General features: G+C 70.3%; 20 protein-coding genes. 8 read left to right on the top strand and 12 right to left on the bottom strand.

Features of this window, described 5'->3' with window-relative positions:
- Positions 1 to 13: 13 nt before the first annotated feature.
- From FGM06_RS09545 to FGM06_RS09510, 8 genes are all read right to left on the bottom strand, one after another.
- The gene (locus FGM06_RS09545) at positions 14 to 2,389 is read right to left on the bottom strand and encodes an amino acid permease (RefSeq protein ID WP_144799030.1); all 2,376 of its coding nucleotides are present in this window, start codon (positions 2,387 to 2,389) and stop codon (positions 14 to 16) included.
- Entirely contained in the window at positions 2,386 to 2,826 is a 441-nt protein-coding gene (locus FGM06_RS09540) for a universal stress protein (RefSeq protein WP_144799029.1), read from the bottom strand. Before FGM06_RS09540 ends, FGM06_RS09545 begins: the two co-directional genes overlap by 4 nt.
- 120 nt (positions 2,827 to 2,946) lie before the next feature.
- On the bottom strand, positions 2,947 to 4,485 hold the full coding sequence (locus tag FGM06_RS09535) for a TrkH family potassium uptake protein (protein WP_144799028.1): 1,539 nt from the start codon (positions 4,483 to 4,485) through the stop codon (positions 2,947 to 2,949).
- Between the two features lie 112 nt (positions 4,486 to 4,597).
- On the bottom strand, positions 4,598 to 6,100 hold the full coding sequence (locus FGM06_RS09530) for a TrkH family potassium uptake protein (protein WP_144799027.1): 1,503 nt from the start codon (positions 6,098 to 6,100) through the stop codon (positions 4,598 to 4,600).
- A 7-nt stretch (positions 6,101 to 6,107) separates the two neighbouring features.
- The gene (trkA, locus tag FGM06_RS09525) at positions 6,108 to 7,445 is read right to left on the bottom strand and encodes a Trk system potassium transporter TrkA (RefSeq protein WP_144799026.1); all 1,338 of its coding nucleotides are present in this window, start codon (positions 7,443 to 7,445) and stop codon (positions 6,108 to 6,110) included.
- Between the two features lie 65 nt (positions 7,446 to 7,510).
- A complete protein-coding gene (locus FGM06_RS09520; RefSeq protein WP_144799025.1) occupies positions 7,511 to 8,428 on the bottom strand; it encodes a mechanosensitive ion channel family protein in 918 nt (305 codons plus the stop codon).
- A complete protein-coding gene (locus FGM06_RS09515) occupies positions 8,428 to 8,673 on the bottom strand; it encodes a YhbY family RNA-binding protein (RefSeq protein WP_144799024.1) in 246 nt (81 codons plus the stop codon). Before FGM06_RS09515 ends, FGM06_RS09520 begins: the two co-directional genes overlap by 1 nt.
- A 103-nt stretch (positions 8,674 to 8,776) precedes the next feature.
- Complete coding sequence (locus FGM06_RS09510; RefSeq protein ID WP_144799023.1) at positions 8,777 to 9,202, bottom strand: SHOCT domain-containing protein; 426 nt, start codon at positions 9,200 to 9,202, stop codon at positions 8,777 to 8,779.
- Between the two features lie 151 nt (positions 9,203 to 9,353).
- Here FGM06_RS09510 and FGM06_RS09505 point away from each other — a divergent pair, with 151 nt between their 5' ends.
- From FGM06_RS09505 to FGM06_RS09495, 3 genes are read left to right on the top strand one after another with little or no spacing between them, the layout of a single operon-like run.
- Complete coding sequence (locus FGM06_RS09505; protein ID WP_144799022.1) at positions 9,354 to 10,448, top strand: metal ABC transporter substrate-binding protein; 1,095 nt, start codon at positions 9,354 to 9,356, stop codon at positions 10,446 to 10,448.
- Positions 10,449 to 10,459: 11 nt separating this feature from the next.
- The gene (locus FGM06_RS09500) at positions 10,460 to 11,263 is read left to right on the top strand and encodes a metal ABC transporter ATP-binding protein (RefSeq protein WP_144799934.1); all 804 of its coding nucleotides are present in this window, start codon (positions 10,460 to 10,462) and stop codon (positions 11,261 to 11,263) included.
- Positions 11,260 to 12,312, top strand: a complete 1,053-nt coding sequence (locus FGM06_RS09495) for a metal ABC transporter permease (protein ID WP_144799021.1) — start codon at positions 11,260 to 11,262, stop codon at positions 12,310 to 12,312. Before FGM06_RS09500 ends, FGM06_RS09495 begins: the two co-directional genes overlap by 4 nt.
- On the opposite strand, the gene FGM06_RS09490 is transcribed toward FGM06_RS09495, so the two are convergent.
- Together FGM06_RS09490 and FGM06_RS09485 are read right to left on the bottom strand one after the other, a co-directional pair.
- Positions 12,309 to 14,807, bottom strand: coding sequence for an efflux RND transporter permease subunit (locus tag FGM06_RS09490; protein ID WP_144799020.1), 2,499 nt, complete (start codon positions 14,805 to 14,807; stop codon positions 12,309 to 12,311). The genes FGM06_RS09495 and FGM06_RS09490 overlap by 4 nt on opposite strands.
- Positions 14,808 to 14,867: 60 nt before the next feature.
- Positions 14,868 to 16,577, bottom strand: coding sequence for a COG1361 S-layer family protein (locus tag FGM06_RS09485; RefSeq protein ID WP_144799019.1), 1,710 nt, complete (start codon positions 16,575 to 16,577; stop codon positions 14,868 to 14,870).
- Between the two features lie 169 nt (positions 16,578 to 16,746).
- On the opposite strand from FGM06_RS09485, the gene FGM06_RS09480 reads away from it, so the two are divergent.
- Entirely contained in the window at positions 16,747 to 17,421 is a 675-nt protein-coding gene (locus FGM06_RS09480) for a TetR/AcrR family transcriptional regulator (protein ID WP_144799018.1), read from the top strand.
- A gap of 45 nt (positions 17,422 to 17,466) precedes the next feature.
- On the opposite strand, the gene FGM06_RS09475 is transcribed toward FGM06_RS09480, so the two are convergent.
- A complete protein-coding gene (locus FGM06_RS09475) occupies positions 17,467 to 18,168 on the bottom strand; it encodes an HD domain-containing protein (protein WP_144799017.1) in 702 nt (233 codons plus the stop codon).
- Between the two features lie 230 nt (positions 18,169 to 18,398).
- On the opposite strand from FGM06_RS09475, the gene FGM06_RS09470 reads away from it, so the two are divergent.
- Both FGM06_RS09470 and FGM06_RS09465 read left to right on the top strand, forming a co-directional pair.
- Positions 18,399 to 19,406, top strand: coding sequence for a cation diffusion facilitator family transporter (locus FGM06_RS09470; RefSeq protein ID WP_144799016.1), 1,008 nt, complete (start codon positions 18,399 to 18,401; stop codon positions 19,404 to 19,406).
- 103 nt (positions 19,407 to 19,509) lie between these two features.
- The gene (locus FGM06_RS09465) at positions 19,510 to 20,196 is read left to right on the top strand and encodes a YqjF family protein (RefSeq protein WP_144799015.1); all 687 of its coding nucleotides are present in this window, start codon (positions 19,510 to 19,512) and stop codon (positions 20,194 to 20,196) included.
- Positions 20,197 to 20,243: 47 nt separating this feature from the next.
- Here FGM06_RS09465 and FGM06_RS09460 read toward each other — a convergent pair whose 3' ends face one another.
- Positions 20,244 to 21,554 (bottom strand): Glu/Leu/Phe/Val family dehydrogenase, encoded by a 1,311-nt coding sequence (locus tag FGM06_RS09460; RefSeq protein ID WP_144799014.1) that lies wholly within the window; start codon positions 21,552 to 21,554, stop codon positions 20,244 to 20,246.
- 184 nt (positions 21,555 to 21,738) lie between these two features.
- Between FGM06_RS09460 and FGM06_RS09455 the strand changes: the two genes are divergently transcribed.
- Positions 21,739 to 22,203, top strand: coding sequence for a PH domain-containing protein (locus FGM06_RS09455; protein ID WP_144799013.1), 465 nt, complete (start codon positions 21,739 to 21,741; stop codon positions 22,201 to 22,203).
- Complete coding sequence (locus FGM06_RS09450; RefSeq protein ID WP_144799012.1) at positions 22,200 to 24,095, top strand: PH domain-containing protein; 1,896 nt, start codon at positions 22,200 to 22,202, stop codon at positions 24,093 to 24,095. The genes FGM06_RS09455 and FGM06_RS09450 overlap by 4 nt, the downstream gene beginning before the upstream one ends.
- Position 24,096 lies beyond the last annotated feature (1 nt).

Raw genomic sequence — 24,096 nt, 5'->3', positions numbered from 1 at the left:
TCTCTCCGCTCGCCTATTCCCCCGCCTGTTCGTCCGCTTCCGACCGCCCGACGCCGCCGTCGCCACGCGCCTGGGCGGTCGCGTCGTCCGTCTCAGCGGCGTCGACCGCGCCGTCGTCCGGGACGTTCGCTCGGGCGCCGCTTCCGAACAGCCGCGCTCGGATCCCCCGCTCGTCGCGCTTCTCGGCGAGCAGCACGGAGCACTCCACGTCGTCGAGCACCTGCAGCACGAGCGAGCCGCGGACCAGCCGCGAGAGCAGTCCCTTCTGGGTCGCACCGATGATCAGCAGCGTGGCGTCCCGCGCGGCGCGGTCGATCGACGCCTCCACGTCGCCGCTCTCGACCCGCAGCGTCGCGTCGGCGAGGTCGTGCTCGGCGGCCCACCCCATGAGGAACCGCCGGCCCGTCTCCTCGTCGTCGGCGACGTGCAGCAGGGTGACCTCGCTGTCGAACTCCGTCTGGAGCATCTTGGCGACCGCGCCGGAGAGGTCTGACGCCGGCCCGCCGGCGGTCGGCACGAGGATCCGCGAGGGGTCGAACCCGCGGTCGCGGAACACGAGGAAGTCGGAGGGGAGCGAGTGCGCGAGCTCGTCGACCGCCGTCTCGGCGCGCCCCGGCGCCCCGTGGGAGTCCTCGCCCCAGCCCATCACGGTGAGGTCGGCGCCGTAGGTCCGGGCCGCGTCGAACACCTCCTCGAACACGCGGTGCGAGAGCACGACGTGGGTCTCCACGTCGACGCCGAACGTCTCGGCGTCCTCGCGGGCCTTGTCCAGCAGGTCGTGCGCCGCCTCGTGGGCACCGCGGTCGCGCGCGGCCTCCAGCGACGTCTGGTCGGGGACGTTCGCGATGTTGACCGCGACGACCGTCCCGTCACGCTGCTTGGCGATGGCCGACGCGAGCGTGATCAGGTGCTCCTCGGTCGCGGGGTTCGCGAGCGGCACCATCACGCGGTAGTCGTCGCCGCTCGGCTGGACCGACGTGGCCGCCGACACGGCGGCCTTCGGGAGCTCGTCGGAGCGGTCGAGGATCCACGCGCCCAGCACGCCCCGCGACTCCACCTTCCCGCGGGCGTACAGTAGGTACCAGAGGACGGCGAACGCGACGAGGCCGAACGAGATCAGGATGATCGTCGGCTCGATGTAGATTATCAGCGCGAACGACGACACCGTCCCGATGATCGGAACGAACGGATAGAAGGGGACCTCGAAGTCGGGGTCGTACCCCTCGACCCCCGACTCGCGCATCACGATGAGCGCGATGTTGAGCAGGCCGTAGACGATGAGGTGGAGGACGGACCCCATCGTCGACAGCGACTCGACGCCGCCGGCGACGAGGAAGACGAGGATGAGCGCGCCGGTGAGCGCGATCGACTTGTACGGCGTGCCGAAGCGATCGTGGATCTCGTTGAGCTTCGGGGTGACGATCTTCTCGCGGCCCATCGCGAAGTTGATCCGCGAAGAGGAGAGGATCGACGCGTTCGCGGAGGAGGCGGTCGCGAGCAGGCCGCCGATCAGGAGCATGCCGGCGCCAACGGCGCCCAGCGAGTAGCCGAACACTTGGTAGTTGCCGAAGAGGAGTCTGGCGGCGTCGACCACCGCGGTCTCGTTGTTGGCGACGAGCTCGTTCGGGACCGCCGCGAGCAGCACGACGAGGAACAGCGCGTACACGACCGTGACGATCACGACCGACCCGAGGACCGCGAGCGGGAGGTTCCGCCCGGGGTTCTTGATCTCCTCGGCGACCGAGGTGATCTGGACGAAGCCGAGGTACGAGACGAAGATGATCCCGGTGACGGGGAGCACCTGGCTTGTCGTCCCCGGCGGCGCGATCGGTCGCAGCGATTCCATGTCGGCGTTCAGCAGGCCGACGACGGTGAAGACGGCGAGGATCCCCAGAAGCGACATGACGATGACGATCTGGAGCCCGCCCGTCTCCTTCGCGCCGAAGTAGTTGACCGCGATGAAGAGGAGGGCGCCGGCGAGGCCGATCACCTGTGCCGCCTCCAGCGTCACGGGTCCGACTCCGACCGAGCCGAGCCCGACGAGCGCGTTGACGTACTCGCCGAAGCCGTACATGTAGAACGCGGAGGCGAACGCGAGCCCGAGCCAGTTGGCCCACCCGGCGACGGAGCCGAACATCGGCCCGAGCGCCCGGTTGACGTAGAAGTACGCGCCGCCCGACTTCGGCATGGCCGTCCCGAGCTCGGAGGCCGACAGCGCCGTGAACAGGGCGATGACACCCCCGAGAACGAACGTGGCCGCCGCGAGCGGCCCCGCGCGGGCCACCGCGGTGCCGGGGAGGACGAAGATCCCGGCGCCGATCATCGTGCCGATCCCGATCGTGAGCGCGGCGAGGGGACCGAGGTCTTTCGCGAGCTCCTCGTCGCTCATTCGGCCGATCCCTCGCGCGGGAGCGCGATCACCGGCACGTGCGACTTCGTCACGAGCTTGAGCGAGAGGTCCCCGGAGAGGAACTGCATCAACCGGTTACCGTCCCGGGAGCGGTAGGCGATGGCGCTCGCGCCGACCTCGTCGACGGCGTCGAAGATCGCGTCGGCGACGTCGCGGGCGTACGCGGTGTGGTCCTCGGCGTCGGGGAACACCGAACGGACCGCGGCGTACGACTCGGCCGCGAGCTCCTCGGACTGTTCGACCGGCGTCTTATCGGGGGTGCCTCCGCCCTTCTCGACGACGTGGAGGGCGGTCACGCGCTCCGGTCGATAGAGCTCGAGCGCGCGCGCCGTCGCCAGCGCGTCCTCCTCGTGGGCGACCGGCAGGAGAACGTGGTCGAGCAGGTCCCGTTCCACCGGTTGGTCAGTGCTCGTCATACCAACACTCATTGCCTCGCCAGTTAAGAAGATACGCTCTGCGACGCCGCGGCGTAAGGTCAGCGTAAGAACTGTTTCCAGCGATTAGATCGCGTCCTTACCGCTCTCGACGACGGGCGATCACCGGTCGTCGACGCCGGCGACGAACAGCGCGAGCACGGGGACGATCTCCAGCCGACCGATCCACATCAGCCCGATCATCAGCAGCTTCGTCGTGTTCGGCAGGAACTCGTAGCTCCCGAAGGGACCGAGCGGCCCGAGGCCCGGTCCGATGTTCCCGATCGTCGCCAGCGAGGCCGCGAACGCCTCCGTCCCGGTGAGCGCTTCTCCGACCCGCGCCGTGTCGATCTCGATGAACACGGCCGCGAGCGCGAACAGCAGGAAGTACAACAGCGTGAACACCAGAATCCCGCGGATCACGTCTTCGTCGACGACCTCGCCGCCGAGTCGTACCGGCCGGACGACGTCGGGGTTCGCCGTCGTGTACAGCTCCCGGCGGAGCGTCTTCAACAGGATGAGCCACCGGATGATCTTGATCCCACCGCCGGTCGAACCCGCCGAGCCGCCGAGGAACATCGCGAACAGCAGGAGGAACTGCGTCTGGGTGTCCCACTGCGCGAAGTCCGCGGTCGCGAACCCGGTCGAGTTCAGCAGCGAGGCGATCTGAAAGGCGCCCTGTCTGAGGGCATTCTCCGTGGCGCCCTCGGTGATCCCGCCGATTTCGGTCGCGGGTGCCCCGCCGTAAAACAGGCCGACCGCGAGCACCGCCGCGAACCCGGTCACCAGCCCGAGGTACATGCGGAACTCGGTGTTCTCGAACATCCGCGTCGGGTCGTCGCGGAGCACGAACCAGAACAGCGCGAAGTTCACCCCGGCGATCACCATGAAGGGGACGAACACCCACTGGACCACGGGCGAGAACGCCGCGATGCTCTCCGCCTGCGGCGAGAAGCCACCGGTCGGGAGCGTCGAGAAGCCGTGGGCGATCGCGTTGTACAGGTCCATGTTCGGCGCGAGCGGCGTGAGCCCGAGTCCGAACAGGATCGCGATCAGCGCGGCCGTGAAGCCGGCGTAGATCAGCCAGAGCGCCCGCGCCGTCTCGGCGATCCGCGGCGTGAGCTTCTGGAGTCCCGGGCCCGGCGCCTCCGATTTCATCAGCTCCGCGCCGTTGACCGCCAGCTGCGGGAGGATCGCGACCATCAGCACGATGATCCCCATCCCACCGAGCCACTGCGTGAGCTGTCGCCACATCAACACGGCGTGCGAGTGCCGCTCGAAACTGATCTCAGCGGTCACCGTCGCGCCGGTCGTGGTGAACCCGCTCATCGACTCGAACAGCGCGTTCATCGGGTGGCCGAGCGCCGAGGCGGTCCCGTACCCGGCGATGACGTACGGGACCGCGCCGACGATCGCGGCCATCAGCCACGCGAGGGAGACGACCGCCAGCGCGTCCCGCGGTCCGAGGTCCGGCTCGTCGTCGAGCCGCTCCATTCCCGCGCCGAGCGCGACGCCGAGCGTCAGCGAGACTGCGAACGCGACCGCGTCCTCCCCGTAGATCAGCGCCACGACGAGCGGGACGCTCATCGCCGCCGAGAGGTATTTGACGATGCTCCCGGTGTAGCTCAGCGTCGCCCGCGTGTTGACCGTCGTTCGCGTCACGGGTGCCCCCTGATGATATCGATACCAGTCGTAGCCTTCCCGCGCGCAAAGAAGCCGTCGATGGCCGGACCGCCCGGAGACGAGCGGTCCCTCGACCCAGGATTCGCGCCCCTCATGAGGTCCAGAACGCCTTCGTGAACAGGACGAGCACGGGGATGATCTCGATCCGACCGATCCACATCAGGACGATCATCACGGCCCGCGTCGTCGTCGGGAACGACGCGAACGTTCCGTAGGGGCCCGCGTCGCCGAACGCGGGACCGATGTTGAGGAACGTCGTCGCCGCGGCGCCGAGCGCCTCGAACTCGGTCACCCGGACGTTCGCCCGCTCCGCGTCGACGACGATGACCACGGCGAGCAGGAAGAAGATGATGATCGACAGGAGGAGGTACGCGTAGATGTCGCGGATCGCCCTCTCGTCGACCGGCTTCCCCGAGATCCGGACCGGTCGAACTGACTCCGGGTGGACGGCGGTAAAGAGGTTCCGGCGGAACGTCTTCAGCGCGACCAGCCACCGCAGCGACTTGATCGAGCAGGTGGTCGACCCGACCATCCCGCCGATGAACATCCCCATGAACAGCATGTGCTTCGCCGCGGGCGCCCACAGCACGTAGTCGGTGCTGGCGTATCCCGTCGTCGTCACGATCGACGCGACGTTGAACACGGCGTGCCGGATCGTCCCCTCGGCGCCGAAGGTGGTAGCGGGATCGAGGAACAGGCCGACGGCGACGATCGAGGCCAGCGTCCCCATCGCCCCGAGGTAGAAGTGGAACTCCTCGTTGCGCAGGAGCCGCATCGGTTCCCCGTTGATGGCGAAGTAGATGAGGACGAAGCTCGTCGAGCCGATCACCATGAACGGGACGACCGCCCACTGGATGAGCGGGTGGAACGCGCCGACTGAGTGCGGCTCCGGCGAGAACCCGGCCGTCGCGACTGAGGTGAACGCGTGCGCGACCGCGTTGTACAGGTCCATCTGCGGGTCGACGGCGAGTCCGAGCAGGAAGTAGACGACGACCGCGAGCCCCGTGAGCCCGAAGTAGATCCCCCAGATGAGCCGCGCGGTCTGTGAGATCTTCGGCGTGAGCTTGTTGACGTCCTTCGTCTGGGACTCGGATTCCATGAGCTGGGCCCCACCGACGCCGATCTCCGAGAGTACCGCGGTCGCCAAGATGAGGATGCCGAGCCCGCCGAGCCACTGGATCACCTGCCGCCACATCATGACGGAACGGGAGTGGACGGAGAAGTCCCGGAGCACCGTCGCCCCCGTCGTCGTCAGGCCGCTCATCGACTCGAACATCGCGTTCATCGGGTGCGCGACCGTGCCGACGCCGGCGACGACGAAGGGGATCGCGCCGACCGCGGCGACGAGGAACCAGATCAGCGCCACCGCGAGGAACGCCTCGCGAGGCCCGAGGTCCTCCTCCGGGTCCTGAACCGACCGGAACGCCGCGCCCAGGGCGAGTGAGACCGCGATCGCCGCCGCGAACGGGAGCACGGACTCGCCGTAGTAGAGGGCGATCAGCAGCGGGAACGCGAGCGGGACCGGGAGGGCGGTGAGGACGTCGCCGGTGAGCCCCACGCTCGCCCGCCAACCGACCCGGATCCTGGTGGTCACGGCTGTCTCACGCCATCGAGGTGATCGCGCTCACGGAGTCGGACTCCACGAACAGGATGACGTGGTCGCCGGCGCGGAGCACAGTGTCGCCCCGCGGCGTGACGAGCTCGTGGGCCCGGGTGATCGCGCCGATGACGAACCGGGCGTCGGTGTCGGCGACGATCTCCGAGATCGGCCGCCCGACGAGTCCGCATCCCTCGGTGAGCTCGAGCTCCAACACCTCCGCCTGGTCGTTCTCTAACACCGCGATGTTCTCCGCGACGCTCTCGTAGGTGAACCGCGTGATCTCCTCGGCGGTCACGGTGCGGGGATTGATCGCGATGTCGATCCCGATCTCCTCGAAGACGGTGACGTAGTCCGGGCTGTCGACGACGGCGATCACCCGGTCGACGCCGAGCCGCTTGGCGAGCACCGCGACGAGGAGGTTCTGCTCGTCGGACCCGAGCGCGGAGACGACGATGTCGGCCTCGTCGACGTGTTCGCGGGAGAGGAACTCGGTGTCGGTCGCGTCGTGCTCCATCACGACGGTGTCCGGGAGGTTCTCCGCGAGCCAGCGCGCGCGGTCGGGGTCCCGCTCGATCAGCCGCGGCCCGAAGTCGCGCTCCTCCAACAGCCGCGCGGTCTGGTATCCGATCTCGCTGCCGCCGACGACGACGATCTCGTCGGCCCGGCCGGGGGTCGCATCCGGGGCGACGTCGGTCGCGAACGACTGGACGCTCTCGGGGCTCCCGATGACCACGGCGCGGTCGCCGATCGCGATGCCGGTGTCGCCTCGCGGGATCGTCAGCTCCCCGTCGCGGAACAGGCCGACGAACGTCAGCGACTCGAAGCGGTCGGCCTCGGAGACGGTCTGGCCGGCCACGGGGCTCCCCTCGGCGATCTCGAACTCGGCCATCTGGACCAGCCCGCTCGCGAACGGGTCGACGTCGATGGCGGCGGGGAGGCCGATGACCCGGACGATGTTCTCCGCGGTCAGCAGGTCCGTACACACCATGAAGTCGACGCCGAACGCGCCGTTGCTCCCCTCCCACGTCCGGAGGAAGTCCGTGCTTTTCACGCGGGCGATCGTGAACCCGTCGCCGAGCGTCTTCGCGGTGCCGCAGGCGACGAGGTTCGTCTGGTCGTCGTCGGTGCAGGCGATCACCATGTCCGCGCGGCCGACGTCCGCCGCCGACTGGATCTCCGAGGTCGTGCCGTCCCCGGCGATCGTGAGCACGTCGATCTCGTATTTGAGCTGTTCCGCGCGGTCGGGGTCGACGTCCACGACGACGACCTCGTGGTCCGACGAGAGGCTCGCGGCGATGCTCGTGCCGACCTCGCCGGCCCCGATAACGACCACATGCATGGGCACAACGAGTTACCGGACCCTCAAGTTCGTTACTATCGGTCCCGCCGGGATCGCGGAGCGCCCTACGAGTCCCCGCCGATCCCGGCCTCCGCCGCCCCGCCGAACGCCGAGGGGTCCGTCCACTCGTTCCGCCCCGAGACGGTCCGCTGCGGGAACGGGATCGAGATCCCCTCCTCGTCGAACCGCTTCTTGACGGCCTTCACGTAGTCGGCGCGCGCCTTCACGAAGTCGGCCCGCGACGGGTCGTCGATCCAGATCCGCGACTGCAGGCCGACGTACGAGTCCGCCAGCTCGGTCAGCCGGACAGACGGCGCGGGGTCGTCGAGGATCGCGTCGCTCTTCTCGGCCTCCTCGACGATGATGTCGGTCGCCTTCTCGACGTCGTCCTCGTAGTCGATCCCGAAGACGAACTTCAGGCGGAGCGTCTTCTTCGCGACGGGGTTCTTCACCACGTCGCTCGTCAGCGCGTGGTTCGGCACCGTGAGCAGCTCGTTGTCGAACGTTCGCACGCGGGTGACCCGGAAGGAGATGTCCTCCACGACCCCGGAGTTCCCCTGCCACTCGATCCAGTCGCCGATGCGGAACGGCTTGTCGGTGTAGATGAACACGCCCGCGACGAAGTTCTTGATCACGTCCTGGAGCGCGAAGCCGATCGCGAGCGTCGCCGCGGCGGCGATCGTCGCCAGCGACCGCAGGAACCCCTGATACCCCGCCGCCCCGAACGCGACCGTGACGCCCGCGAACAGCACGAGGAACGCGACGATCTTCTGGAGGGGTCGCCGCGCGTGCTCGTCGAGCCCCTGTCTGTCGAACACCCGCAGAACGAGCGCCGAGATGACGATCTTATACAACAGGTACGTCGCGACGACGACGGCGAGGAAGATCGCGGCGTCGATGACGAGCCCGGTCAGCGGGCCGAGGAACGGCTCTAACGTCCCCGCGAGGGCGACGACCGAACGTGTACCGCCCGCGGCGCTCATCAGTGGAGCACCGCCGTGTTCCCGCGCGTCTCCACGAGGTCCGCGTTGACGGCGTCAGCCAGTTCCGCCGCGAGCTCGTCGGTCGTGGTCCCGCCCCGCGCCGCGCGCAGGAACTTCACCTTCACGAGCTTGGCGTCGTCGAGCTGGTCGGCCGCCTCGTCGACGACGGCGTCGACGCCCTTCTTCCCGACCCAGACGGTGACGTCGAGGTCGTGCGCTTCCTTGCGAAGCTGTTGGTCGCTCATACGTCGTTCACTCGGTCGCGGCAGTTGAAGCTTGAGGTTCGCGGACGTCGGGGCCGCTCGGGGCCCGCGGGCGACGCTCGCGCCCGGATCGGCCGCGCTCCTCCTACTCGCGTTCGACGTCGCGCTCTCGCTCCGCGGCTCGCTCTCGCCGCACGTACTCGGCGGCGTCCTCCGGCGTCTCCGTCGCCAGCAACCGGTCGAGCTTCCGCTCGAACTGCTCGTCGGTGAGTTCGCCCTCCGCGTACCGGGTCCGCAGTCGGTCGAGCGCGTCCTGCACGCGCTCGGGTTCCGCCTCGGCGTCCGCGGGCTGGGCGTCCGACGCGTCTCCGGTCGGCGTCTCCGCCTCGTCCTCGTCCGCGTCGAACAGCAACGCGACCACGGGCACGACGACGATGTAGCCGAACAGCATGAGCGGGAGCCACCAGTCGACGTTGAGCAGGAGCGCCGCGAGCCACGTTCCCGTCACGGTCGTCGCGGCGATCCCGCTCGCGTTCCGCTCGAACCGCTCGCGCAGGGAGGACTCCGCCATGGTGCCATTCCTCTCGGTGCGACGACTAAATCGTATCGGCGGCCTCGGGACGCTCCACCGGCGCCTCCCCCGCCCGCGGCCAGAGTTAGACTAATCTAATCTTTTTCTTAGACCCAAAGTGTATTATATTCCCGTCGCCAAACGACTGGTAATGCGCACCGACACGAACGAGCCAACGGGCCTCTCTCGACGGCGGTTCGCCGGCATCGGCGCCGGCGTCCTCGCTGGCGGTCTCGCCGGCTGCACGGGGAACGCCGCCGATCCCGGGCCCGGCGGCGGGAGCGACGGCGCGAGCGGGGACGGCACCGACGGCACGAGCGGAGACGGCACCGGCGACAGCGAGTACACGGTCGTGGCTTCCTTCTTCACCTTCTACGACTTCGCCGACACGCTCGCCGAGGGCACGGCCCTAAGCGTCGAGAACCTGGTGCCGACCGGGCTCCACGGCCACGGCTGGGAGCCCGACCCCTCGATCCAGCGCCGGATCACCGACGCCGACGCCTTAGTCCACGTCGGCCCCGACTTCCAGCCGTGGGTCGACCGCGCGATCGAGACGCTGGAGGCGGAGTCGACGGAGACGGCGCTGATCAACGCCAGGGCCGGCGTCGAGCTGCTCGACCTCGCCGACTCGCTGACCGAGGACGAGGCGGTCGAGGACGCGAAGGACCCGCACTTCTGGCTCGACCCGCAGCGCGCGAAGGTCGCCGTCGCGAACATCGCCGACGGGCTGGCGGACCTCGCTCCCGGCGACGAGGCGACGATCCGCGAGAACGCCGACGCGATCGACGCGGAACTCGACGCGCTCGACGATGAGTGGCAGACCGTCTTCGACGCCGCCGAGCGCGACGTGGCGTTCCTCGCCGCGCACAACGCGTTCCAGTACGTCTCGGAGCGCTACGGCGCGACGATCGAGCCGCTGGTCGTGAACCTCGCGGCCAGCAACGACGTGCGGCCGGCCGACATGCAGCGGGCGCAGGACACCATCGCCGCCAACGACATCCGCCACATCGGCGCGGCCGTCTTCGAGCCGATCCGCCCGGCGCGACAGCTCTTAGAGCAGACCGACGTCGAGGCGTACTTCCCGGTGACGCCGTACGCCGGGACGGCGGAGTCGTGGGTCGAGCGGGGGTGGGGGTACTTCGAGATCGCCCGCGAGGTGAACCTCCCGACGTTCCGGATCCTCCTCGGGATCGACGACCCCGACGACGTGACGTTCGCCGACTACGGCCGGAACTTCGAGCCATGAGCGGGGAGGCGATGCGCGAGGAGACCACGAGCGAGGGAGCCACCGCCGAGCGCTCCCCCGAGAGCGACACCGAACCTCTCGTCGACGTCCGCGGACTGACGTTCGGCTACGCCGCGTCGCCCGTCGTCGAGGACGTGGACCTGCGGGTCGACCGCGGCGAGTACGTCGGGATCGTCGGACCGAACGGCTCGGGGAAGAGCACGCTGCTCCGGCTGGTCCTAGGCCTGTACGAGCCCGACGCGGGGTCGGCCGAACTGCTCGGCCACCCCGCCCGGGCCTTCGCGGAGCGCGAGCGCGTCGGCTACGTCGCGCAGGACGTGACCGAAGACGAGAAACGCATGCCGATCACCGTGAGCGAGGTCGTCCTCATGGGCCGGTTCCCGCACGCCGGCTTCGGCCGCGTGACGGAGGCCGACCGCGACCGCGTCCGCGACGCGCTGGCGACGGTCGGGATCGAGCACCTCGCCGACCGGAAGATCACCGCGCTCTCGGGCGGCCAGCGCCAGCGGACGTACATCGCGCGGGCGCTCGCCGGCGAGGCGGAGCTGCTCGTCTTAGACGAGCCGACCGTCGGCGTCGACGCCGAGTCGGTCGACGCCTTCTTCGACCTCCTCGACGGCCTCGTCGCCGACGGGCTCACCGTCCTCCTCGTCGAGCACGACATCGGCGCCGTCATCGAGCACGCCTCGCGGGTGGTCTGTCTCAACCGCGAGGTGTACTTCGACGGCGACCCGGTAGCGTTCGCCGAGAGCGACGCGCTCGACCGCGCCTACGGGACGAACGTGCGCCGCGAGGCGGGAGGGCTCCGAACGTGATCCCGGCGGTATCCGCCGCGGTCGCGTCCGTCCTCCTGTTGAGCGCCCCCTACGACGCACTCTCCCGGCTCGTCGGGCTGTGGAGCGACGGGCTCGGCTGGGTCGGCGACCGCCTCGGGATCGCGATGCTGGAGTACGTGTTCATGCACCACGCGTTCCTCGTGGGCGCGCTCATCGCGGTGATGGCGCCGCTGATCGGCACCTTCCTCGTCCACCGCCAGCTCGCGCTCATCGGCGACGCGCTCGCGCACACCGCGTTCGCGGGCGTCGCCGTCGGGCTGTTCGTCAACTCGCTGCTCGGAACCGGGATCTCGCCGTACGTTACCGCCGTCGTCGTCGCCGTGATCGCCGCCCTGGCGATCGAGCTGATCTCGGAGACCACCGACGCGTACAACGACGTGTCGATGGCGATCGTGCTCTCGACCGGGTTCGCGCTCGGCGCGGTCCTCATCAGCCTGAACACCGGCGGGCTCGCGGTCGGGATCAACCAGTACCTGTTCGGGAACCTCTCGACGGTCTCGCGGGAGAACGCCGTCCTGCTGGTCGTGCTCTTCGCGATCGTCGCGCTCGTCGTCACGGTCACGTACAAGCAGCTGCTGTACGTCACGTTCGACGAGACGGCCGCCCGGGTCGCCGGGATCAACGTCCCGTGGTACAACCGCCTGATGACGACGCTGACCGCGCTCGTCGTCGTCGGCGCGATGCAGATCATGGGCGTCATCCTCGTCGCGGCGATGCTCGTCGTCCCCGTCGCGGCCGCGGCCCAGCTCGCCCGGGGCTTCCGCGAAGCGCTGCTCGCCTCCGTCGTGCTGGCGCAGATCGCGGTGGTCGCCGGGATCACGCTGTCGTTCAACTACAACACGACCGCCGGCGGCACGATCGTCTTAGTCGCCGTCGGCGTCTACATCGCCGCGGTGCTCGCCGGGAAGGTGCAGTCGCGGCGGGCGGGCGACGAGATCCCCGAGCGCGTCGGCGGAGCCGAGCGGACCGCCGGGAAAGCCGGTGCCGGCGCCGGCGACGACGCGGCCGGGACGGAGTCGGCGGACTAGTCCGCCCGCTCCGCGCTCTCGCCGCGGAGGTTCCCGTCGAGCCCGAGGCCGACGCGGTCGCCGTACCGGTCCCAGACGACCACCAGCGACGGGACCAGCAGGATCGAACAGAGGTACGCGTACAGCACGCCGAGCGCGAGCAGCACGCCGAAGTCCCGCAGGAGCGGGATCACCGCGAGCCAGAGGACGCCGAGTCCGCAGACGGTCGTGAGCATGCTCCCGGTGAGCGCGCCGCCGGTGCCCGCGATGGTGACGTCGAGCGCCTCGTCGACCGCGTTGCCGGCCTTGAACTCGTCGACGAACCGGTGGACGAAGTGGACGGTGTAATCCACCCCGAGCCCGATCGACACCGAGAGGATCGGGGCGTTGATCGGCGTTAAGGGGATGTCGAACAGCCGCATCGACCCGACGAGCAGGCCGACCGTGACGAGCACGGGAACGAGGTTGAGCAGGCCGTAGACGGCCTTCCCCTCCAGGTAGGCGTACGACAGCGCGAGGAACACGGCGGTCAGCGCGAACGCGGCGATCAGGCTCCGGATCGCGGACGCCGTGAGCCGGTCGATCACGGCCTCGTTGACGACGAGGCTCCCGGTCGGCACCGCCTCCAGCGGGGTGCGCTCCGCGAGAGCCCGGACGTCCGCAACCGCTTCCGAGTTGTCGACGCCGGGGCGGATCGCGTAGTCGATCCGCGCGCTCCCGCGGTCGGCGGCGAGGTACCCGCGCGCCTGATCCCGAGAGGGCGAGTCGAGCAGCGCGTCGTACACCTCGTCGACGTCGCGGTCGGGGACGCCCGTGCCGAGCCGGTCGTTGCGGTCCACGAGCCTCTCGAACTCGGGGTCGCGCGCCGCCCGGTCCTCGATGACGGTCACGACGCTCGTCGAGGCGGCGCGGCGCTCGTCGGTCGTCTCGAAGGTGGCCGGCGGGTCGCGCGTGGTCCGGTCGATCAGCTCTAAGGCGTCGTCGTCGCGCACCGACTGGTCGACGTACAGCGTCACGCTGCCGACGAAGCTCCGCTCGAACTCCTCCTCGAACAGCGTGAGCACCCGGAGGAAGGTGTAGTCCGTCGGCGCGAGCGGCTCCGGCAGGTTCGAGTACGTCTCCAGCCGGTCCTCGTCGGGGAAGAAGGCCTCCTCCGAGAACTCGGTGTTCACGCCGGTCCCGTACGCGCCGCCGACCGCGCCGCCGACGAGGAGCAGGGCGACGACGGCGACGGGGGCGACCTTCGAGAGGTCGACCCCGACGCGGAGGACGCGGGCGAGCCGCGAGCCGCCCGATCCGAGCGGGGTCGTGCCGAACGCCGGGATCGGGAGCCGCTCGCGCCAGCGGTCGACGACCACCTTCGTCGCCGGGAGGAAGACCCCGAACACCGCGAGCGTGAACGCGATCCCCGCCGCGGCGACGAGCCCGAAGTCGCGGTTCGGCTCGAAGGGGCTCACGAGGTTCGAGGCGAGCCCGAACACCGTGGTGATCGTGACCAGCAGGAAGGCGATCAGGAGCTGGTCGGTCGTGGTTCGCATCGCAGCCCCGATGCCCAGCCCCTCGCCGCGCTCCTCCCGGTAGCGGTTGACGATGTGGATCCCGAAGTCGATCCCGACCGCGAGCAGCAGCGGGAAGACGGTGATGAGGGAGTCGGAGAACGGAATCCCCGCGTATCCCATGAACCCGAACGTCCACAGCAGCGACATGAGGAGCGCGACGAGCCCGATCCCCATGTCGATCGGGTCGCGGTAGGCGAACACGAGGAAGCCCAAGATCAGGAGCAGCGCCGCGGGGAACACGATGATCGCGGTGTCGGTGAGCAGCGCGGTGATCTCCGACTGGAGGACGCCGTCGCCGAAGAGGACCGCGTTCTCGCCCGCCTCGTTGCCGGGGACCGAGTCGACGACGGCGACGCTCTGCGTCTGCAGCTCGGTCACCCGGGCGGTCGTCGCCGCCTCGGGCAGGTCGTACGTGACCCCGACGATCGCGGCCCCCGCCCGCTGGGCGGTCGGGTTGTAGTCGACCGACACCTGCGCCGCCACGGCGCCGGCCGCGTCGGCGTCGGCGATCGCCGCCCGTAGCTCTCCCGGCGTCGCCTCGGCGACCGCGTCGCGGCGCTCGCCCGGCGTCTCCGCGCTCGGGTCGAGCCGCCGAGCGATCGCGTCGGCGTGGCTCGTCGTCGAGCGCACCCGCAGGGTCGAGCGCGACTCCAGCCGGTGCTGCGTCTCCAGGACGCGGATCAGCGCCGACCGCGAGAGCACGTTGTCGTCGGTGACGATCACCTGCGCCGACGTCGCCGACCCGCCGATCGACGTCTCGAACTCCTCGTCGATGTCGTCTAACGCGCGCTGGGCGGGGATGTCCTGTGTGAACTGGTCGGCGCCGGCGGAGGTGGTGATCCCGCCCACCCCGCCGACGGCGACGACGCTGATCAGGAGGAAGGCGGCGATCACCGCCGCCGGCCGCTCCGTGACGAGCGCGTCGACCCGCTCGACGAGCCGGTCGGCGGCGTTCACGGGCGCCTCCTTCGAGGCGGGCTCCCTCTGCGTCGTCCGGCTGACTGGTCGGACATCGAGCTACCGCCGCCGGTAGAAGACGACCGCTCCCGCGCCGGCGACGACGACGAGGAGGCCGACGGCGATCGGGACGAGCGGGAGCCCGCCGTCGTCGGTCGATTCGGTCACCTCGACCGGGTACTGGGTGACGTCCGAGATGCGGTCGTTCCCGCGCTCGTCGTCGTAGCGGAAGTCCAGCTCGATCGGGTGGGTCTCGACGCTCGCGCCGGGCGCGGCCGCCACGTCGAACCGGATCTCCGTCGACTCGCCGGGCGCCAGCTCGTCGACGAACGCCTCGTCGTCGGGGGCCGAGAGGGGGCTGTCGGCGTACAGCCCGGCGTTGATCGACGAGAGCGTCTCCGGGCGCCGGTTGGTGATCTCGAAGGTGATCCGGCGCGTCTCGCCCGCCGGAACGGTCGCGTTGTCGGCGACGAGGTCGAACTCCGGTTGCCGCGGCGCGATCTCGATCCGGCGGGTCTCGTCGACCGCGAGCGTCGCGTCCCCGTTCGTGTACTCGGTGGTGAACCGGAACTGCCGGGGGCCGGGGTCGGCGCTCCCGCTCACGTCGGCGTCGAACGAGAACTCGACCGACTCGCCCGCCGGGACCGCCGGGAGCGCGTAGCGCCCCTCGCCGATCGTCACCCGGTCGCTCTGCGGGTCGGCGACGAGCACCGCGTCGTCGACGTCGAGCGGCCCCTCGTTGGTGAGCGTGCCGCTGACGGTGCCGGCGTAGCCGACCTCCAGGGTCCCCTCCACGCCGTCGAGGGAGAACGACTGCTCGGGGATCGGCACCACGCCGGCCCGCGAGGACGGGGAGGTCGCCTCGATCCCGTCGGCGTCCCGGTAGTCGACCGACGCCACGAGCGCGTACGCCCCCTCGCCGAACTCCGGCGAGACCGTCGAGTCGAACGTCACGGTCCGGTTCTCCCCGGGCGCCCAGTCGCCGACGAACGACTCGGCGCTCCCGTCGCTTCCGATCACGGCTGCGCTGCCGGTCGAACTGCCCGCGACGACCGCGTCGCGGGCGACCTCGTCGCCGACGTTCCGGAGCGTCGCGGTCACGTCGCCGCCGCCCCCGACCTGCGCCTCCGTGTCGGTCTCCACGATCGCGAAGCGCGCGCCGTCGTCGACGACGATCGTGACGTCGAATTCGTCGGTGCCGCGCCGGTCCTTGTGGTCGTTGAACTCGGGGATGATCTCGAAGGTGTACCGATAGCGGGCCGTCACCTCGACCTCGTACCGACCGTCCGGCACGTCGTCGGGGACCGTGACGTCGAGCGGGACCTGCACGGGGCTCGCGTCGGTCCGGACGTCGCCGACGACCGTCCGACCGTCGCCGACCTCGATCGGCACGTCGCCGTCGTCGACCTCCAGGGTGAGCCCGCGCGCCGTCGTCACCCGCGGGTCGAGCTGGTTCCCGAACTCCATCTCGCCGGTGTTGAGGACGTCGAGCGTCACCGTCGACTCCGCGCCGCTCGGCACCGTCCGCTGGGAGGCGAACAGCTCGAGCGCCGGCGACCCGCGGATCTGGCGCTCCGTCGTCTGCGCGGTGACACCGCCGCCCGCGGTCGGACCGACCGCGGCGGTCCGCCCGTCGTCGACGCCCTGCCCGACCGCGGGGTCCGTCTGTCCGACCGGTGCCGCGGCGCCGGCGAACGCCGTGGCGCCGACGAGGGCCGCGACGGCGACGACCGCGAGGACCAGCGCGCCGGCCCGCGCGGGCCGGCTCATCTCCCGCCTCCGTCGCTTCTCCGATCGACCGCGGGAGGGCGCCGAACCGACGACCGACCGCCGAACGCGTCGCGTCGAGTCATACGGTCGTGTGGGTCGCTCCCGTGTTAAGCGTGTTGAATGAACGTTCAATCAGGAGCGTTTTGTGCGTGGCCGCGGTGGATTCACCATGCACGACCCGTTCGCGGAGCCGACCGACACCCGGCAGGCCATCCTCGGGGCGGCGTACCGCGCGCTCTGCGAGCACGGGTACGCCGACCTCACGATCAGCCGGATCGGCGAGGCGTTCGACAAGAGCCCGTCGCTCGTCTACCACCACTACGACGGGAAAGACGAGCTGCTCGTCGACCTCCTCGGCTTCCTCCTCGACGGGTTCGAGGCGTCGGTGTCGGCCGACGAGTTCGACCTGACGCCCCGCGAGCGGCTCGACGCCTACCTCTCGGCGACGACCGAACCGGGCTCCGTCGACGACGAACACGCGCCGGACGCGCAGTTCCTGACCGTCATCGTCGAGCTCCGGGCGCAGGCCGCCAGCGACGACGCCTACCGGGACCACTTCGACCGCAGCGACCGCGTGTTCGAGGCGTTCCTCGAACGGACGGTCCGCGAGGCGGCGGCGGAGCTCGAAGGGGACGGCGATTTCGGTGAGAGCGGTCCGAACGGCGCGCGCGGCGAGGCGTCTCCGGTTCCCCCTATCGAGGTCGCCTCGACGCTCCAGACGCTCGCGACCGGCGGGATGCTCCGCTGGGCGACGACCGCCGATCGGGACTGGGCCGACGACACCCGACGCGGCGCGCGTCGGTACATAGAGACGACGCTCCCGCGGGTCGACGTCGAGGGATGAGTCCGGAGCGAAACCGCGTCTCCCCGGAACCGGGACGCCCGGCGGTCAGCGCTCGGTGACGCCTTCGACGTCCATCCGCGTGACCTCCTCTTCGAGCCACTCGCGGAGCCACTTCACGCGCTTGATCCGCTGGTGGGCGATGCTCTCGGCGCTGTCGGAGACGACGCGCTCGGTGTGGTCGTTGGCGCGCTGGAGCACCCGGTCGACCATCTTCGCGGCGTCCATGTGCGTGCGGGACTCGTACCCCATCCGCAGCAGCATCAGGACGGCGCCGTTCGCGCCCACCTTGTCGAGCAGGTCGGCCTCCATCAGACACCGGCTCTCCAAGGGCACGTCGCTCAGGTCGCCCGTGTACGAGTGGTCGACGACCGCGCCGCACACCTCCTCGATGAACGACTCGGGGTAGTTGCCGCGGCTCTTGAGGTACTCGCGAGCGACGCGCGCGCCCGCCTCGGCGTGGATGTCCTGCTCCGCCTCCAGCTTCGCGACGTCGTGGAACACCGCGGCCACCCGGACGACGTCGACGTCGGCGCCCTCGGCCTCGGCGATCTCGGTCGCGAGGTCGACGACGTTGACGATGTGGTTGAACCGGTACTCCGCGGAGTGCCAGGGGTACCAGCGCATCCGCCCGCCGTCCTCCTCGCTCTCGACGCTGGCCGCGAGGTAGTCCCTCACGAACCCCATCATCTCCTCGAAGTCCTCGTCGCTCACCTCCGTTTCCTTAATCTCGACGCCCACGGGGACCACCTCGGGCGAAAAACTCGTGATTCATTACCGTAACCGAGGAGCGTTTCGTTCTTAGTCGTTACGACGGCGGGCGATCCGCGCCGCTCGGGCCGCACGCGCCGGCCGTCGGCGGTCTCGGCGCTCCTCCTCGCGCTCGGACTTCGGCGGCTCGCTCCGACCCCCGACCGTCCCGCGTCCCGCGTCGCCCGAACGGCGAGATTCTTAAGCACCGCCGGCGACGACCCGAACATATGCTGCGCCCCTGGGGTGACGGCGAGAAGGCCCGCTTCCGGCTGGCCGCGGGGGCGAACATCCTCGGCAACGCGCTGAAGATCGCCGTCGTCGGCGCCACCGGGCTGACGTTCGGGAGCGTCGCGCTGCTCGCCGACGCCGCACACTCGGTCGCCGACCTCGTCGCCAGCGCGGTCGTGTTCGTCTGGGGGGGTGCCCGCTACGACGCCGCCGACGAGACGCACCCCCACGGACACCAGCGGATCGAGCCGCTGACGGCGCTGTTCGTCGGCGCGATCATCGTCCTGCTCGGCGTGTTGCTGCTGCGGGAGTCCGTCTCGGAGTTCCTCGGGTCGCCGGAGATCAGGGCGAGCCCCGTCCTCGTCGCGGCGCTCCTGTTCGCGCTGATCGACATGTACCTGCTCTACTGGTACACGGAGCGCGTGAACGTGACCCTCGGGTCGACGGCGCTGACCGCGCTCGCGGCCGACTGCCTCAACGACATCTACACCACCGTCGCGGCGCTGGTCGGGGTGTTCGGCGTGCTGCTCGGGTTCCCCGTCCTCGACCCGATCGCCGGCGGGCTGGTCAGCGTCCTCGTCGTCTACCAGGGCGTCGAGATCGCCCGCGAGAACGTCACCTACCTCGTCGGCGCCGCGCCGCCGGCCGGAGACCGCGAGCGCGTCACGGAGGCGCTCCGCGAGCACCCTGCCGTCGAAGGGGTCCACGACCTGACGGTGTTCTACGACGGGACCGACCTGGAGGTCGAGGTCCACGTCGAGGTCGACGGCGGGATGACGCTCCGCGAGGCCCACGCCGTCGAGACCCAACTCGTCACCGGGCTCCGCGACCTGGAGGACGTCGGGGACGTCCACGTCCACCTCGATCCCTCCGGCCTCGGCGAGTGGAAGGAGGCCGAGGACGCGAGCGACGGGGTCGGGTTCGGTGACGGCGACGAGGCTGTCGACGGCGACGAGACGACCGACGGTCCCGAAGCGGTCGACGGCTCCGGCGCGCGAGACGCCTGAGCGAGAGCGATTCGCCGCTCAATCTTCGATTCCCGTTCGGACTCCGTCCGCCGGAGAGTTCGCCCGCCGTGCGGGTTTTGCCCCTCGCGGCCCTATCGCGCGTATGGTCGGACGCCGCTGGCTGGAGATGACGTGGCGCGACGGGCTGTTCTGCCACTGGCCGGTCGAGCCCGCCGTCGTCGACGACACGCTCCCCGATCGGCTCTCGGTCGCCACCTACGACGGTGAGGCGTACCTCGGCGTCGTCGCCTTCGTGATGGAGGACATCCGTTCGCGGGGCGTCCCGTTCGGGCTCTCGTTCCCGGAGCTCAACCTCCGGACCTACGTCGAGGGTCCGGACGGCCCCGGCGTCTACTTCTACAACCTCGACGCCGACGACAGGATCGGCGTCGCGGTCGCCCGGCGGCTGTTCGCCCTGCCGTACTACCGCGCCGAGATGAGCGCGACCCGCCGCGACGACGGGACCGTCCGGTTCCGGAGCCGCCGGACGCACCGCGGCGTCCCGAGCGCCCGGTTCGACGCGACGTACGGTCCGACCGACGAGGCGTTCGCGGCCGAGTCGGGGTCGCTCGCGGCGTTCCTCCTCGAGAACTACCGCTTTTACGCCCGCGGGAACCGCCTCTATCACGGCGAGATCGCCCACGAGCCGTGGACGCTGCGCGAGGGGCGCGTCGACGTCCGGGAGAACACCCTGTTCGAGGCGAACGGCTTCGAGCGCCCCGCGGGCGGTCCGATCGTCCACTGCGCGGAGCCGATCGAGGTGAGCGCGGACCGGATCCGGCGGGCCTGAGCGCGGATTCGCGGCGCAGACCGATAGACGACGGCGTCGCCGACCGCCTACGGGAAGAGCCCGCGGTACTCGTGGGCGCTCGCGGTGCGTTCGAGCGCGAGGGTGTACGCCGCGGTCCGGAGGTCCGGGAGCCCCTTCTCGTCGTACTGGTCGATCGTCTGGTCGAACGCCGTCCCGATGCGGCGTTCCAGCTCCGCGTTCACCGTCTCCAGGGGCCAGGAGAACTCCTGGGCGTTCTGGACCCACTCCAGGTACGAGACGATGACGCCGCCGGCGTTCGCGAGGATGTCGGGCACCACCTGCACGTCGCGCTCGGTCAGGACCTCGTCGGCCGCAACGGTGGTGGGGCCGTTCGCGGCCTCGACGACCGCCGACGCGCGCAGGTCGTCGACGTTGTCGGCGGTGATCACGCCCTCGACGGCGGCCGGGATCAGGACGTCGACGTCGAGCGTCAACAGCTCGTCGTTGCCGATCTCGTCCGGGTCGTCCCAGCGGTCGGCGCTCCCGTCTCCCTCGCGATCCCCGCGGTCGGCGCGGGTCTCGCCGGCGACGTACTCCTCGATGAGCCCGCCCGCGCTCACGTGCGCGGCGAGCGCGCTCACGTCGAGCCCGTCGGGGTCGTAGGCGGCCCCGCTCACGTCGGAGGTGGCGACGATCCGGGCGCCGGCCTCGTCGAGGAGCCGGGCCGCGTTCGACCCGACGTTGCCGAACCCCTGGATCGCGACGGTCGCCTCCGAGAGGTCCCGGTCGAGGTACTCGAAGAGCCGCTCGGTGACGATGGAGACGCCGCGGCCCGTGGCCTCGACCCGTCCCGGGGTCCCGCCGATCTCTAGCGGCTTGCCGGTGACGACCTGCGGGACGGAGTGGCCCTCGTACATCGAGTACGTGTCCATCATCCACGCCATCGTCTGCGGGTTCGTGTTCATGTCCGGCGCGGGCACGTCGGTCTCGGGGCCGATCATCCGGCGGATCCCCTCCGTGTATCGACGGGTGAGGCTCTCCAAGTCGTTCTGAGTGAGCTCCTTCGGCTCGCAGATCACGCCGCCCTTGGCGCCGCCGTACGGGAGGTCGACGAGCGCGGTCTTCCACGTCATCCACCCCGCGAGCGCCTCGACCTCCCGCTGGGTGACGGTCGGGTGGAACCGGACGCCGCCCTTGAACGGCCCGCGCGCGCTGTCGAACTGGCAGCGATACCCCTCGAACACCTCCACCTCGCCGGAGTCGAGCTCGACCGGGAGCGTGACCTTGAGCGTGCGCTCGGGGTGTTTGAGCCGCTCGAAGACGCCGTGGTCCACGTCGGCGTACTCCTCCGCGCGGTCCATCTGTGCCAGCATGTTCTCGAACGGGTCGTCCGCCATGCTCGCCTCGACTCGGAGGCGAGTGATATCGGTTTCGGCAATAATTGACTATGGCAGTAACTGTCTATCACGGTCGACCGCCGCCCGTGGCGGGGCTCCGGTCGGTCCCCGTTTCGCCCGGACTTATACGTCGGCGCCGACAACGGCGGCGTATGAGACACGGACACGCGGCGGGGGACCGCCGATGACGTCGCAGTCGCTGCATCCTCGCGTTCGGGTCGTGTGGGTCCTCCGCGCGGTGATCGTCGCGGCGGTGTTCGCCCTCCCCTTCGCCGGCGGGGTCTACATCGACCGCCTCCCGAGGTGGGCGCCCCTCGCCGCCGGCGGCGTCGTCCTCGCGCTCGGCGTGACCCACGCTCTGCTCAAGTACCGGCGGTGGAGCTACGAGATCCGCGAGGACGCGCTGTACCTCGACCGCGGCGTGGTCACGCAGGTCCGGACGACGGTGCCGCTGGTGCGGATCCAGCACGTCGATTCCCGGCGCGGTCCGGTCGAGCGCGGCGTCGGGCTGGCCTCCTGCGTCGTCTACACGGCCGGCTCCCGCGGCGCGGACGTCCGGATTCCGGGACTGACGCCGGACGGCGCGAGCGACCTCCGCGAGGAGCTGAAGCGACTGGCGATCCGGGCTGACGGGGAGGACGCGGTGTGAAGCTCGCGCCCCAGTCGGTCCCGTACCGCGCGCTCCAGAAGGTGTCGGGATTCGTCGTGATCGCCTTCTTCGTCGCGAACAGCAACGACTGGGGGCTCCCGGCGGCGGCCGCCGCCGGCGGGGCGATCCTCCTCGCGGCGCTCGCGTACGAGACCGCCTACTACCGGCGGTTCGACTACGAGCTCACCGAGGACACGCTCGACATCTCCTCCGGGGTCATCTCGCGGCGCGAGCGGGAGATCCCCTACCGCCGGATCCAGAACGTCGACGTGAGCCAGAGCGTGATCCAGCGGGCGATCGGGATCGCCGCGGTCGATCTCGAGACCGCGGGCGGCTCCTCCACGGAGGGGTCGATCCGGTTCGTCAAGCCGGACGAGGCGACCCGGCTCCGCCGCGAGGTCCAGCGTCGCAAGTCCGGCTCGTCGGCCGCCGAGTCGAGCGGGGCGGAGGGGGCCGGCGAGACCGCCGCCGGCGACGCGGTCGGTCCGGCGGAGGAGGAGCTGTTCGCCATCTCGCCCGGCGAGCTCGCCCTCGTCGGCGCGCTGTCGTTCGACGGGCGGCTCATCGGCCTACTGGTCTTCCTGAGCTCGGGATCGGTCCCGGTTCTCTCGGGATTCATCCCCGAGGCGTCCGCCGCCGCGCTCACCGCGACCGCGGTCGTCGCCGTCGGCGGGCTGTTCCTCGTGTCGTGGGTCCTCGGCGCGGGGGTCGCGTTCTCGAACTACTACGGGTTCCGCCTCTCGCGGGCCGGCGACGAGCTCCGGTACGAGCGCGGCTTGTTCCGGCGGTACAGCGGCTCGATCCCGACCGAGAAGGTCCAGACGCTGATGGTCTCCGACAACCCGGCGAAGCGGGCCCTCGGCTACGCGAGCCTCTCGATCGAGACCGCCGGCTACGCGCCCGGCCAGTCCGGCGATGGGGGGAGTCAGGCGGCGGTTCCCATCGCGACGACGGACCGCGTCTACCGGCTCGCCCACGAGGTGGAGTCGTTCGGGACGCCGACGTTCTCCCGGCCGCCGAAGCGGATCCGATGGCGCTACGCCGTCCGGTACGCGCTCGTCGTCGCAGTCCTCGTCGGGATCGCGTTCGCGATCGACTGGTACGTGACCCCCGATCTCCCGTGGTACGGCCCGGCGATCCTGTTGCTCGCCGTGCCGCCCGCCGCGCACCTGAAGTGGAAGCACCGCGGCTACTGGCTCGGCGACGACCACCTCCTCACGCGAAACGGCTTCTGGAGTCGGACCGTGACGGTCGTCCCGTACTACCGGATCCAGACCGTCATCGACAGCCGGACGATATTCCAGCGCCGCTGGAACGTGGCGACGATCGTCGCCGACACCGCCGGGAGCAGCTCGCTCGGCGGCACGTCGGCCGCCGCCGTCGACTTCGAGCTCGAGGAGGCGATCGAGCTCCGCGAGACGTTACAGGAGCGGCTCCAGTCGGCGCTCACCACTCACCGCGACCGGCGCGACCGCTTCGAGTGGTTCGAGGGCGACGTCGACGAGATCGTCGAGTCGGGTCCCGACGACGACGATGCGAGTGACGCCGCCGGAGCGGAGATCGCGGACGCCGAAGACACGGCTGACGCCGCCGCAGACCCCACCGGCGCCGCGGAGGTCGCGGACGCGACCGGGATCCCCGACGCCGAAGCCACCGACGTCGACGACACCGAAGAGACCGAGACGGGCCCTGAGATACCCGACGACGGTGTGGTCAGACCCGACTTCTCCACCAGCGAGCGCGACTACTCCGAGCCTGCCGAGCGGATCGACACCGGCGAGTACGCGGTGGACCGCTTCCCCTCGGACGCGGACGTGGCGCATCGCGGAGGCGAACGGGAGGAAGGGGAGAAGGAGGAGGGCGACGACGAGCCCGCTGACGACGAGAAATAGC

Origin of the sequence: Halorubrum depositum (assembly GCF_007671725.1) — an archaeon.
In the GTDB taxonomy this organism is placed as follows: Archaea; Halobacteriota; Halobacteria; order Halobacteriales; family Haloferacaceae; genus Halorubrum; species Halorubrum depositum.
Note: the sequence above shows the minus strand (reverse complement) of the source record. Positions and strands in the feature narration are given on the sequence as shown.